The organism is Sphingomonas sp. GW821-FHT10F09, assembly GCF_058809195.1.
Window position 1 is genome coordinate 240,939 of record NZ_JBXASI010000001.1, and the last position, 12,980, is coordinate 253,918.

The window sequence follows — 12,980 nt, forward strand, 5'->3', positions numbered from 1 at the left end:
CCGCAGTTGTCGTTAGGTTGCAAGGGCTGGCGGTGATGTCACTGACTACCCGCAGGATAACTGGCCGGGCCGGTCCTGTGAACGCTGCTATCGCAGCCGCCGGGGATCGATCACGACATGGCGGATGCGCGTGCGGTTGTGCGTGTAGGTGACGTGGACCAGCCCGTCGCCGGTCTGGATCACCGCGGGATAGGCATAGCCGTCGGGCACCGGCGCGCTTTCCAGCGTCAGCACGTTACGCCAGTGGATGCCATCGTCCGACAGGCCGACGTTGAGCGGCCAGCGCGGGCCATCGCCGGGTGTCTCCGGCCGGTGCGCGCTGTGGTTGTAGACGATGAGCTGGCGGCCGTCCGCCAGCGTCACCGCATCGGTGCCGGCATTGGGGTTGGGCAGGTCGATCGCGGCGAGCGGCGACCAGCTGCGGCCGTCGTCGCGCGACCAGCTCATCGCCAGCGCGCCCTGCCGGGTGCGGGCGACCAGTTCGAGGCGGCCGTCGCGATGGGTCAGGACGCTGGGCTGGATCGCCTCGATTCCCGTCGGCGAGGCGATCTCCGGCCCGACCTGCCAGCTGCGGCCGCGATCCGTCGACCGTTCCATGCGCAGGAACCAGCGGTTGCGCGCCGGCGTGCCCTGCTCGCGGCTGGAGGGCGACAGCCAGCTGCCGGCCGCGGTGACGACCGGCTTGTTCTTGATCGGACCGAGCACGCCGTCGGGCAGGCGGCGCGGCGCGCTCCAGTGGCGGCCGCCATCGGTCGAGGTGACGACCATTCCCCACCAGTCGCGCGGCGACGGGCCGACCTTGTAGAACAGGTGCAGCGGCTGGCCCTTGGGCTGGAACAGCACCGGATTCCACGTCGGATAGCGCCGGTCGCCGTCGCGGCCATCGGCGACGACAACGGGCGCGTCCCAGCCCCGTGCGGTGCGTCTGGCGAACCGGATGGTGACGTCGGGCCGGCTCTCGCCGCTGCCGCCGAACCATGCTGCGGCGAGGCTGCGGTCGGGCAGCTCGACCAGCGTCGAGGCATGCGCCTGCGGATAGGGCGGGGCGGGGTCGATGAACTCCGACGCGACGATCGACGTGGGGCGGTGTTGCGCGATCGCCGGGGTGGCGAGGGTGAGGGCGATGGCTGTGGGCAGGTGCCGGTAGAAGGAGTGTTCACGCGAAGCCGCGAAGCCGCGAGGGGAAGCCGTGGATTGGCGCGCAGAGGCGCAGAGAACACGGAGGGTCGTTTGGCACCCCGGCCGCGTCAGCGGTCGGCCTCGTTCCCGCGGCGGGTTGGTGAGCGGGACGCTCCGCGTCGATCGCGACACCTCCGCGTCTCCGCGCCTCCGCGCGAACCCCTCTTCCTTCTCTTCGCGGCGTCGCGCCTTCGCGTGACCCATCACTTCAGGCACGTATCGCCGGCCCCCGGATCGAGGTCGAGGCAACGCCCGTCGAGCCCCTTCACCGGCAGGCCGGTCGTAGCCGCCCGCATCGAGGTGGCGAGGGTGAAGGCGACGGCTGCGGAGAGGCGGCGGTAGAAAGAGTGTTCACGCGGAGACGCGGAGACGCGGAGGGATATTTGGCATCGCGGCCGCATCAGCGGCCAGCGTCGTCTTCGCGGCACATCGAGGAGCGGGACGCTCCGCGTCGGGCGCGACACCTCCGCGTCTCCGCGCCTCCGCGCGAACCCCTCTTTCTTCCCTTCGCGGCGTCGCGGCTTCGCGTGAACCATTACTTCAGGCACGTATCGCCGGCCCCCGGATCGAGGTCGAGGCAACGCCCGTCGAGCCCCTTCACCGGCAGGCCGATCGTCGCCGCCAGCGTCGGGGCGATGTCCACGGTTTCCACCGACAGCGGCTGTTCGAACCCGGCCATGCCGCGGCGCCAGAACAGGATCGGCACGCGGCGGTCGTAGTCCCATGGGCTGCCGTGGGTCTCGATGTAGCCGGTCGAGGGCTTTTCGATCGTCGTCACCCGCGGCTTGAGCAGCACGAGGATGTCGCCCGACCGATCCGCGTCGAACGAGGCGCGGGCGCGTTCCAGCAGGGTCCAGGTTTCGGGCGGGCTGGTCGGCATCGCCTGCGCGGCGATCTGCGCGCGCGGGAAGGCGGCGGCGACCTGCGGCAGCGCGGCGAAGCGGCGTTGCGCCTCGGCCGACACTTTCGCGCGGGTCGCGGCGGGCAGGCTGTCGGCGATATAGACGTCGCCCTCCGCGCCGAGCAGCACCGGCCCCTTCAGCCCCAACGCGGCGGTGACCGCGGCATCGACCGCCTTGATCGATGCGTCCGCGGAGACATGCTCCTCCATCGGCATCGCATGTTGCTGCTGGCGTTCGGTCATGTCGTGCGCGCCGTGATCGGCGGTCAGCACGACCTCGTAATCGAGGCCCCAGCCGTCGAGCGCCGCGAAGAAGCTGCCGAGGGTCTGGTCGAGCTGCTGCATCTGAATGCACATCTCGGTGCCCTGCGTGCCGAGCGAATGGCCGATATAATCGGTCGCCGACGCGCCGATCGCGATGATGTCCGTGGTTTTGCCCTGGCCGAGCTTCATGTCCTGGATCAGGCCCGCGGCGATCGCGAACACCGCGGCGTCGCTGGCGGGAGAGGCGCGGAAGCCCTTGAGGTCGCCCGCCGCGCGTTCGAACCGGCCCTGTCCGAACACCTTGCCCGCGACGGTGATCGGGCGATCCAGTGACCGGCAGAAGGCGGGGAGGGGCAGTGCCGCCTGCGGCTGCGCGACCAGCGCGGCGACCGCGTCCCGGCCGCGCTGCACCGCCCGCGGCACGGCGCGGCCGGCATAGCTGACATAGGTCTTGCCGTCCCACCACCACAGTTCGTCGACCTTGTGGCCGCCCATCATCACCGCGGCGCGATCCTTGCCCGCGACCGAGACGACGCGGGTGGCGGGGCGCGCCGTCTTCATCATCTCGCCGAGGGTCGGGACCTTCAGATGCTTGTCGCTGACCGTGTAGCTGTCGTGGGTGGAGCCGGTGACGTTCTCGTCCTCCGAGCAATAGACGATCTTGTCCGGGCGGCCGACACGCTGGTCGAGCCAGTTGTTGGCGACGATCCCGGTGTGTGCCGGGCGCATGCCGGTGAGGATCGTCGAATGGCCGGGGCAGGTTTCGGTCGCGGCATGGCTCTGATAGCCCGACGGGAAGACGACGCCGGTCAGCAGCCGCGCGAAGCCGTCGGTGAAGTGATTGCGATATTGCTGGAACAGGTCGGCGGAGAATTGATCGACCGAGATCGCGACGATCAGCCGCGGCGGCGCGACCGGAGCGGGTGTCGGCGCGGGCGTGACGGGGCCCGGTGCGGGCGCGGGCGCGGGCGCCTGTTGTGCCGCGATCGGCGCGGCGGTGGCGAACAGGGCGGCGGCGATCAGCGCTTTCATCGGGGACACTCGTGTTAGTGGGCCGCGACCGCTATGGCGGTGCGCGATGCATGGGGCAAGAATGGCAAATCGGATGACCGCGGCGATGCGCGCGCTGTGTTGCGCGCTGATGACGATGCTCGCGCTGGTTGCGACCGGGACGGGGGCGGCGCATGCCGATCTCGCGCCCGCGAACGGGCCGCCGCACCTCGGCATGACGCTGGTGCCGGACAGTGCGGCACCGCGCGCCGGGCAGACGCTGACCCTCGCGCTGGACACCCGGCCGGAAAAGAGCTGGCACGGCTATTGGCGCAATCCCGGCGATGCGGGCTTCGCGCCGTCGCTGAACTGGACGCTGCCGAAGGGCATGACCGCCGATGCCGAGCTGCAATGGCCGGTGCCGACGACGCTGCTGATCGCCGGCCTGATGAACTATGTCTACGAGGCGCCCTATGCGCCGCTGGCGACGCTGCACGTGCCGCAGGGGCTGGCGCCGGGAACGCGGCTGCCGGTGCGGCTATCGATCAACTATCTGGTCTGCACTAACGCGATCTGCGTGCCGGAGGCGCAGGACCTTGCCCTCGACCTGACCGTCGGCGACGGCACGCCGACCAATGGCGACCGGTTCGACCGCTGGCGCGCCGCCATTCCCAAACCGCTCGATGCGGCCGGGACCTATCAACTGCGCGACGGCAAGCTGCTGCTGGCGGTGCCGTTGCCCGCGGCGGCGACGGTGCGGGACGCGGCTTTCTTTCCCTACGGCCCCGACATGGTCAAATATGCCGCGCCGCAGACGGTGACGCGCGATGGCGACCGGCTGCTGATTGCGACCGACGGGACGCCGAAGGGGCGGATCGAGGGCGTGTTGCGGATCGGTCCCGACCTGGGGCTGAGCGTCCATGCCGTCGCCGGGACGGTGGCGATGCCGACCGATCGCAGCGGCTGGTCCGCGGCCCTGCTGGCGTTCGCCGGTGCGGTGCTCGGTGGGCTGATCCTCAACGTCATGCCCTGCGTCTTCCCGATCCTCAGCCTGAAGGCGCTGCATCTGGCCCGCGGCGGCGAGGACGAGCGCGCGGCGCGGATCGATGCCCTGGGCTATTTGCTGGGCGCGGTGCTGATGTGCGTCGCGCTCGGCGGGCTGATCCTCGGGCTGCGCGCCGGCGGGTCGGCGGTCGGCTGGGCGTTCCAGCTGCAGGACCCGCGGATCGTCGTGCTGCTGATCGCGCTGACCCTTGCGATCACGCTCAACCTCGCCGGACGGTTCGAGGTGCCGGTGCCGCAATTCGCCTCGCATGGCGGTGCGGTGGGGTCGGTGGCGACCGGCGCGCTGGCGGCGTTCGTCGCGACGCCCTGTTCGGGGCCGTTCATGGGCGCGGCGCTGGGCGCGGCGTTGGTGCTGCCGTGGCCGGCGGCGCTCGCGGTGTTTGCCGGGCTGGGGCTGGGGCTGGCATTGCCCTTCCTCGCGATCGGCTTCGTGCCGGCGCTGCGGCGGCGGCTGCCGAAGCCGGGCCTGTGGATGGAGCGGTTCCGTCGCGTGCTGGCGATCCCGATGGCGCTGACGGTGCTGGCGCTGCTGTGGCTGGCGTGGCGGCAGGCGGGCAGTGCCGGGCTGGTCGCAGGCATCGCGACGATGGTGGCGATGGTGCTGCTGCTCGGCTTCGGCGGGGCGCGGCAGAGGCGCGGACAGGGGTTCGGCTGGGCGCTGGCGCTTGCCGCCCTGATCGCACCAGCGGGGTTGGCCGCAGCTCTGACCGGCAATGCGGCGCGCCCCGCCAAGGTCGGCGGCGACGCATTCAGCGAAGCGCGGCTGGCGGCGCTCCGCCGGGAAGGGCGACCGGTCTTCGCCTATTTCACCGCGGACTGGTGCCTGTCATGCAAGGTCAACGAAGCCTCGTCGATCGACACCGCCGGCACGCGGGCGGCGTTCGCCAAAAACCGGGTGGCGGTGCTGGTCGGCGACTGGACCGACGGCGATCCCGCGCTTGGCCGGTTCATCCAGGCGCACAACCGTGCCGGCGTGCCGCTGTACCTCTATTACGCGCCGGGCGCCGCGGAGCCGCGCGTTCTGCCGCAGGTGCTGACGCCGGGGATGCTGGCTGCCTTGCACTGAAACCGCCCTTCCCGGGACGAAATGTCCGGTTCGCGCCCGATCCAGTCATAAAACTGCTCTTGTGCAGCGCAGCGATTGCCCGCAGCATGGAACCTCAAAGTCGTGGAGGGCTTTACCGTTCCGATGGGGAAACGACCGGCGTTCGACGAAATCATGGGGATGACCGGCGATGTTCCGCCGCGTCCCGCATTGGCGGCCTTGGGCAAATGGCTCGAGGATACGCCTGACGACGAACTTCGCCGTCGGCAGGAAGCGGCGGAGAATACCTTTCGCCAGCTCGGCATCACCTTTGCGGTCTATGGCGAAACCGACACGCGCGAACGGATCATCCCGTTCGACATCGTGCCGCGCGTGTTCATGGCGGACGAATGGTCGCGCCTATCGGCAGGGCTGGTGCAGCGGGTCGAGGCGATCAACGCCTTCCTCGACGACATCTACGGCGAACGCCGCATCCTGAAGGAGGGCGTGCTGCCCGCCGACCTGATCCTCGGCAATCCGCAATTCCGGCCGGAGATCGCGGGGATGCGCCCGCCGCACGGCATCTGGGCGCATATCTGCGGCATCGATCTGGTGCGCACCGGACCGGACGAATTCTACGTGCTGGAGGACAATGCCCGCACGCCCTCGGGCGTGAGCTACATGCTCGAGAACCGCGAGGCGATGGTGCGGCTGTGTCCCGAGCTGTTCCGCGAATATCGAGTCGAGCCGGTCGACAGCTATCCCGACCGGCTGCTGGAGACGATGAAGTCGGTCGCCCCGCGCGGGCGCGGCGCGCAGCCGGTGTGCGTCGTGCTGACCCCGGGCCATTACAATTCGGCCTATTACGAACACAGCTTCCTCGCCGATTCGATGGGTATCGAGCTGGTCGAGGCGGCCGACCTCGTCGTCGACGACGATCGCGTCTGGATGCGCACGATCGCCGGGCGCGTGCAGGTCGACGTCATCTATCGCCGGGTCGACGACGATTACCTCGATCCGCTGGTGTTCCGCGCCGATTCGATGCTCGGCGTCCCCGGCCTCATTGCCGCTTATGCCGCCGGCAACATCGCGATCATCAACGCGCCGGGCAACGGCATCGCCGACGACAAGGCGATCTACAGCTACATGCCGGAGATCGTCCGCTTCTATTCCGGTGGCGAAGCAAAGCTGCCGAACGTCGAGACGTGGCGCTGCCGCGAGCCGCAGGCGCTGCAATATGTCCTCGATAATCTCGATCAGGTGGTGGTGAAGCTGGTCGACGGATCGGGCGGCTACGGCATGCTGGTCGGCCCGACCGCCAGCCGGCAGGAGATCGAGGATTTCCGCCGGGCGCTGATCGCCGAGCCGCATCGCTATATCGCGCAGCCGACGCTGGCGCTGTCGACGGTGCCGACGCTGGCGGACAGCGGCCTCAGTCCGCGCCACGTCGATTTCCGCCCCTTTGTCCTCACCGGATCGAAGGGGGTGCAGGTCGTACCCGGCGGGCTGACCCGCGTCGCGCTGAAGGAGGGGTCGCTGGTCGTCAATTCGAGCCAGGGCGGCGGCACCAAGGACAGCTTCGTGCTGATGGCGGAACCCCGGAGCCAGACCCAGAGCCAGACGATCGGCGGCATGACGCAGTCGCAGGGGTTCGGGGCATGATGCTCTCGCGCACCGCGTCATCGCTCTACTGGCTGGGGCGCTACATCGAACGCGCCGATTTCTTCGCGCGGCTGATCGAGGCGACCGTGCGCTTCGACGTGATGTCGTCGCGCCCGGCGGGCGAGGTCGCCTGGTCGTCGGCGCTGGCGGTCACGGATACCGAGGCGGACTTCCTCGCCAGCGGCGGCGCGATGACGCAGACCGACGTGGTCCGCTTCCTCACCGTCGACACCAGCCATCCCGGTTCGCTGATCCGGTGCCTCGACCGCGCGCGCAACAACGCCAAGGCGGTGCGCACCGCGCTCAGCCGTGAGGCATGGACCGCGATCAACCGCGCGTGGCTGGTGTTCGAGAATCGCGGGCAGGTCGGCGACACGCAGGCGACGCTGAGCCTCGTCGAATCGGTCAAGAACGAGACGCGCGGCTTCGAGGGCGCGGTCCACCAGATGCTGCGCAACCAGTCGCACTGGTTCATCCGGCTCGGGCAGGCGGTCGAGCGTGCCGACAACACCGCGCGGCTGCTCGACGTCAAATACCACATCCTGCTGCCCGAAGGCGAAGTGGTCGGCGGTGTCGTCGATCGCGACCAGTGGACGACGATCCTGCAGGTCGTGTCGGCGGTGACCGCCTATCGTTGGCTCTATTCGGACGGGCTGACCCCGGCGAACGTCATCGACCTGCTGATTGCCAGCCGCGAACTGCCGCGCAGCCTCGTCGCCTCGGCGGAGATCACCGTCGACATCCTCGGCCTGCTCGCCGAACGCACCGGTAGCCATGGCGAGGCGGACCGGATGGCGCGGATGCGCGCCGCGCGGCTCGGCAAGACGCGATCGGGCGAGGTGATCGCCAGCGGCCTGCACCAGTATCTGCAGGCGTTCATCCGCGAGAACGGCCAGCTGCACGAGGCGATCGGTCGCCAGTTCAGGTTCGGCTGATGCGGCTGTCGATCGATCACCGCACCGTCTATCGCTTCAGCGAGCCGCAGAGCCGGCTGGTACAGATGCTACGCATGACGCCGGAGGCGAGCCACGACCAGACGGTCGCGCGCTGGCGGATCGACGTCGATTGCGACGCGACGATGCGGCGCGGGCGGGACGGGTTCGGGAATGCGGTGACGATGCTCTATTGCGAGGGGCCGATCGCCGATATCGAGATTGCGGTGCGCGGTGAGGTGCTGACCAGCCATTCCGACGGCGTCGTCCGCGGCGTCGCCGAGGTGTTGCCGCCCGCGGTGTTCCTGCGCGCGACCGAGGCGACGCCGCGCGATCCCGCCATCGCCGCCTTCGCGGTCGAGGCGAGCGCCGGCGCGACCGGCCCGATCGGCATGCTGCACCGGCTCAACCGCGCGTTCAACGGCCGCTTCGGGCTCGACCGGGTCCGCCCCGAACCGGGCCTCAGCGCCGCGGACGCGTTCCTGAAGCCGACCGCGACCTCGCGCGATCTGGCGCAGATGTTCGTCGTCGCGTCGCGTTCGCTCGGCATCCCGGCGCGCTACGTATCGGGGTACAGCATCGTCGAGGGATCGCTGCGGCCGACGCCGCACGGCTGGGCGGAGGCGCATGTCGACGGGCTCGGCTGGGTCGGTTTCGATCCCTGCACCGGCCGCTCGCCGCAGGAGGAGAGCGTCCGCGTCTCTGCCGCGCTCGACGCCTCGGGCGCCGCCCCGGTTGCCGGGTCGCGGCTCGGCGAGGGCGAGGAGGAGATGGACGTCGCGGTGAAGGTGTCGGCGGCGCAATAGCCGGCAAACTAAACTTGTTCCGCCAAGGCACTGCCGTCGTGCCGGATCGTTGAGGGGGGGAAGCATCCTCCGACGCGAGTACCCCCATGACCGATACCAAAGCCCTGAACGCCGGCAACGGCGGCGAGACGCATCAGGTCACCGACGCCGATCACCCGGTGCTGACCACCAACCACGGCACGCCGATCGCGGACAACCAGAACCAGCTCAAGGCCGGCGCGCGCGGCCCCGTCCTGATCGAGGACGAGATCTACCGCGAGAAGATCAACCACTTCGATCACGAACGCATCCCGGAGCGGATCGTTCACGCCCGCGGCTCGGCCGCGCACGGCTATTTCGAATGCACCGAGAGCCTCGCCGACATCACCGTCGCCGACCTCTTCCAGAAGAAGGGGCAGCGCACCGAGGTGTTCACCCGCTTCTCGACCGTCGCCGGCGGCGCGGGGTCGGTCGATACGCCGCGCGACGTCCGCGGCTTCGCGGTCAAATTCTACACGCGGCAGGGCAATTGGGACCTCGTCGGCAACAACATCCCGGTGTTCTTCATCCAGGATGCGATCAAGTTCCCCGACCTGATCCACGCCGCCAAGATGGAGGCGGATCGCGGCTATCCGCAGGCGGCCACCGCGCATGACACCTTCTGGGACTTCATCTCGCTGATGCCGGAATCAACCCACATGATCATGTGGGCGATGTCGGACCGTACGCTGCCGCGCACCTTCGCCAATATGGAAGGGTTCGGCGTCCACACCTTCCGCTTCATCAACAAGCAGGGGAAGAGCACCTTCGTCAAGTTCCACTGGAAGCCGAAGGCGGGCCTCGCCTCGACGATCTGGGACGAGACGGTGAAGATCGCCGGCGCCGATCCCGATTTCCAGCGCCGCAACCTGTTCGAGAGCATCGACCGCGGCGACTTCCCGACCTGGGAACTGGGCGTCCAGCTGTTCGACGAGGAGTTCGCCAACAGCCAGCCCTATGACGTGCTCGACGCGACCAAGATCATCCCCGAGGAAGTGCTGCCGGTGAAGATCGTCGGCCGGATGGTGCTCGATCGCTATCCAGACAATTTTTTCGCGGAAACCGAGCAGGCGGCGTTCGTGCCGAGCCATGTCGTCCCCGGCATCGGCTTCTCCAACGATCCGCTGCTGCAGGGCCGGCTGTTCAGCTACACCGACACGCAGCTGTCGCGCCTCGGCTCGGTCAACTTCCACCAGCTGCCGATCAATGCCGCCAAGGGCCGCGCCGCGGCGGCGGGCTGTCCTTTCATGAACCAGCAGCGCGACGGCCATATGCAGATGGCGGTGCCCAAGGGCCGCGCCAATTACGAGCCGAACAGCCTCGCCAAGGCGGGCGAAGAGGCTGGCGCGCGCGAGGATCCGGAGGGCGGCTACAAGACGTTTCCGTCGGACGAGGAGGGCCAGAAGCTGCGCATCCGCCCCGAAAGCTTCGCCGATCACTACAGCCAGGCGCGGCTGTTCTTCCGCTCGATGGACCCGGCGGAGCAGGCGCATATCGCGTCCGCCCTCGTGTTCGAGCTGTCCAAGGTCAGCCTCGAACACATCCGCGTCGCAGTGATGGCGAACCTGCGCAACGTCGATGAAACGCTGGCGCAGCGCGTCGCCGACGGGCTGGCGATGGACCTGCCCGAGGCGTCGCCGACCGCCGCACCGGTGCTCGACATGGACCCGTCGCCCGCACTGCGGATCATCCGCGGGCCGCTGGAAAAGCACACGCTGGAGGGCCGCACCGTCGGCATCCTGTTCGCCGACGGCACCGACGCCGGCGAGCTCAATGCGGTGAAGGACGCAGTGAAGGCCGCCGGCGGCACGCCGCTGACGATCGCGCCCAAGGTCGGCAAGGTGCCGCTGTCGGACGGTTCGTCGGTCGCGGCCGATGCGCAACTGTTCGGCCAGCCCTCGGTCACCGTCGATGCCTGTGCGGTGATCCTGTCGAAGGAGGCCTGTGCGAAGCTGGTAAAGGAGGGTGCTGCGGTCCAATGGGTCATGGACGCCTTCGGTCACCTCAAGGCGATCGGCCACAATGCCGCCGCCAAGCCGCTGCTCGACAAGGCAGGCGTCGAGCCGGATGAAGGGGTCACCGACCTCAAGGGCTTCGTCGAGGCGGCGAAGCAGCGCTATTGGGACCGCGAGCCGAACGTCCGCACCCTGGCGTAACCCCCGGCCGTCACCCCGGCGGGCCCGGGGTGACGCCACGACAGCATTAACCCTATCATAAGCCGCCCCCGCTACGCCGCTTAGCGTGGGGCGGCTTCGTATTTCCTCTTCAGGGCAGGTGGCCCTTGCGGCGGCGCTGTTCGCCGCATCGTCCTGCGTTCCCCCGCGCGGGCAGGCGACGCGCGTGGGCCAGGCCGTGCCGCCGCCGACGCCACGTCAGCTGCTCCGCGACCTCGCGCTCGACATTCCCGGCGACCTGCCGGGGCTCGCCGGTCTGCCGGCCTCGCTGCGCGCGTCGATCGGCGACGATGCCGCGCCGGCGCTTGCCGCCGCCGCGCCGCCGTTCCTCGCGCAGATGCAGAGCCAGAGCGATGCCGAACGCGCGACCGAATGCCTGACCGCGGCGGTCTATTACGAGGCACGGTCGGAATCGGTCGACGGACAGCGCGCGGTGGCACAGGTGGTGCTCAACCGCGTCCGCGACCGCGCCTTCCCGCACAGCGTCTGCGGCGTCGTCTTCCAGGGTTCGAACCGCCGCACCGGCTGCCAGTTCTCCTTCACCTGCGATGGATCGATGGCCTATCGCCGCGATCCGGCCTCATGGGCGCGCGCGCAACTGGTCGCGCAGGCGGCGCTGGCGGGCAGCGTCTATGCGCCGGTCGGCGGCGCGACCTTCTATCACACCAGCGCGATCCTGCCGTGGTGGGCGTCCAGCCTCGCGCGGATCGGATCGGTCGGCGCGCATATCTTCTATCGCTGGCGCGGCGCGATGGAGGGGGCGCTGAGCTTCCGTGCCGCTTATGCCGGGGTCGAACCCGGCGCGGCGACCTTCGCGCCCGGAGATGCCGACGTGCAGACCGCCGCGCTCTATCGCGACAGCAGCGCCGATGGCGGGGTCAACGTCCACCGCGGCAAGATGACGCCGGTGGCCGTCAGTGCCGACGCGCCGACCGCGGCTGTCGCGCGCCCGGCGCGGATGACGATGGTGTCGGGCGTGCGCGTCCATCTGGGGGCGGAGGCGCCGCGGACGGTCGTCACCGACGGGGCGACGATCGGCGAGGAAACCGATCCGACCTGACCCGGTTCAGGCCGTCAGTTCGACCCGGCGGATCGCCGACGCCGGCGCGTCCTCATCCTCGACGAAGGGGCGCCAGCCGCTCGGGCCGAGCACTTCCAGCGGGCGATAGCGGGTCTTGTACGCCATCCGCGCCGACCCCTTCACCCAATAGCCGAGATAGACATAGGGCAGGCCGGCGGCGCGCGCGCGGGTGATGTGATCCATGATGATGACGTTCCCCAATCCGGGCCGCGCGTCGGTGCCGCCATCGTCGTCGGGGGCGAAGAAACTGTAGATCATCGACAGCCCGTCCGCCTGGCGATCGGTCAGGCAGGCGCCGACCAGCCGCCCGCGCGCGCCGTCGGTCGATCGGGTGCGATATTCGAGGATCATCGAATCGACCGGCGAATGCTCGACCATGTCGGCGTAATCGTCCTCGTCCATCCCCGCCATGCCGCCGCCGGGGTGACGCGCCGCCAGATAGCGGCGGAGCAGCTGGAACTGTTCGTCCGTCGCCCAGGGGCGGCAGGCGGTGACCTCCAGATCGTCGTTGCGGCGGAGCAACTTGCGCTGCGTCGCATTGGGGGCGAATTGTTCGGTAACGACGCGCACCGACACGCAGGCGGCGCAGCCCGCGCAGGACGGGCGATAGGCGACGCCCTGCGACCGGCGGAACCCGATCCGCCCGAGTGCGTCGTTGAGCTCCGTCGCATGCGGGCCGCTCAGTTCGGTGAACACCTTCCGCTCCTGCCGCCCGGGCAGATAGGGGCAGGGGGCGGGCGTGGTGACGAAGAAGCGCGGGAAACGAAATGGCGCGGTCACCGCCGGCAGTCCTCCAGAAACAGGGGCGATCCGCGACGCGGTGCCAGCGACATATGAATAAGCGGATGCAGTCTGAAAAGCGGCATTCCGGCCAAAGAGAGTTA

General features: G+C 69.4%; 9 protein-coding genes. 6 read left to right on the top strand and 3 right to left on the bottom strand.

All coding sequences use genetic code 11. The annotated features are described in order from the left end of the window. Positions 1-87 precede the first annotated feature (87 nt). Positions 88-1,383 carry a sialidase family protein gene (locus AC1RTO_RS01070; protein ID WP_493159125.1) on the bottom strand — a complete coding sequence of 432 codons (1,296 nt, stop codon included), beginning with the start codon at positions 1,381-1,383 and terminating at the stop codon, positions 88-90. Positions 1,384-1,714: 331 nt separating this feature from the next. Next, on the bottom strand, positions 1,715-3,376 hold the full coding sequence (locus AC1RTO_RS01075) for an alkaline phosphatase family protein (protein ID WP_493159126.1): 1,662 nt from the start codon (positions 3,374-3,376) through the stop codon (positions 1,715-1,717). A gap of 85 nt (positions 3,377-3,461) precedes the next feature. On the opposite strand from AC1RTO_RS01075, the gene AC1RTO_RS01080 reads away from it, so the two are divergent. From AC1RTO_RS01080 to AC1RTO_RS01105, 6 genes are all read left to right on the top strand, one after another. After that, positions 3,462-5,465 carry a protein-disulfide reductase DsbD family protein gene (locus tag AC1RTO_RS01080; protein ID WP_493160301.1) on the top strand — a complete coding sequence of 668 codons (2,004 nt, stop codon included), beginning with the start codon at positions 3,462-3,464 and terminating at the stop codon, positions 5,463-5,465. A gap of 123 nt (positions 5,466-5,588) precedes the next feature. Then, positions 5,589-7,085 (top strand): circularly permuted type 2 ATP-grasp protein, encoded by a 1,497-nt coding sequence (locus AC1RTO_RS01085; RefSeq protein WP_493159127.1) that lies wholly within the window; start codon positions 5,589-5,591, stop codon positions 7,083-7,085. Beyond that, positions 7,085-8,020: an alpha-E domain-containing protein gene (locus AC1RTO_RS01090; RefSeq protein WP_293876816.1), complete on the top strand. Its 936-nt coding sequence runs from the start codon at positions 7,085-7,087 to the stop codon at positions 8,018-8,020. Before AC1RTO_RS01085 ends, AC1RTO_RS01090 begins: the two co-directional genes overlap by 1 nt. Then, a complete protein-coding gene (locus AC1RTO_RS01095) occupies positions 8,020-8,823 on the top strand; it encodes a transglutaminase family protein (RefSeq protein WP_493159128.1) in 804 nt (267 codons plus the stop codon). The genes AC1RTO_RS01090 and AC1RTO_RS01095 overlap by 1 nt, the downstream gene beginning before the upstream one ends. 86 nt (positions 8,824-8,909) lie before the next feature. Beyond that, positions 8,910-10,997, top strand: a complete 2,088-nt coding sequence (locus tag AC1RTO_RS01100) for a catalase (protein ID WP_493159129.1) — start codon at positions 8,910-8,912, stop codon at positions 10,995-10,997. 184 nt (positions 10,998-11,181) lie between these two features. After that, positions 11,182-12,075 carry a cell wall hydrolase gene (locus AC1RTO_RS01105; protein ID WP_493159130.1) on the top strand — a complete coding sequence of 298 codons (894 nt, stop codon included), beginning with the start codon at positions 11,182-11,184 and terminating at the stop codon, positions 12,073-12,075. A gap of 6 nt (positions 12,076-12,081) precedes the next feature. Here AC1RTO_RS01105 and AC1RTO_RS01110 read toward each other — a convergent pair whose 3' ends face one another. Next, positions 12,082-12,876, bottom strand: coding sequence for an arginyltransferase (locus AC1RTO_RS01110; protein WP_493159131.1), 795 nt, complete (start codon positions 12,874-12,876; stop codon positions 12,082-12,084). Between the last annotated feature and the right edge of the window lie 104 nt (positions 12,877-12,980).

Excerpts from the sequence above, each read along its gene's own strand:
- AC1RTO_RS01070 (WP_493159125.1), bottom strand. The coding sequence starts at position 1,383 with ATGGGTCACGCGAAGGCGCGACGCCGCGAAGAGAAGGAAGAGGGGTTC.
- AC1RTO_RS01075 (WP_493159126.1), bottom strand. The coding sequence starts at position 3,376 with ATGAAAGCGCTGATCGCCGCCGCCCTGTTCGCCACCGCCGCGCCGATC.
- AC1RTO_RS01080 (WP_493160301.1), top strand. The coding sequence starts at position 3,462 with ATGCGCGCGCTGTGTTGCGCGCTGATGACGATGCTCGCGCTGGTTGCG.
- AC1RTO_RS01085 (WP_493159127.1), top strand. The coding sequence starts at position 5,589 with ATGGGGAAACGACCGGCGTTCGACGAAATCATGGGGATGACCGGCGAT.
- AC1RTO_RS01090 (WP_293876816.1), top strand. The coding sequence starts at position 7,085 with ATGCTCTCGCGCACCGCGTCATCGCTCTACTGGCTGGGGCGCTACATC.
- AC1RTO_RS01095 (WP_493159128.1), top strand. The coding sequence starts at position 8,020 with ATGCGGCTGTCGATCGATCACCGCACCGTCTATCGCTTCAGCGAGCCG.
- AC1RTO_RS01100 (WP_493159129.1), top strand. The coding sequence starts at position 8,910 with ATGACCGATACCAAAGCCCTGAACGCCGGCAACGGCGGCGAGACGCAT.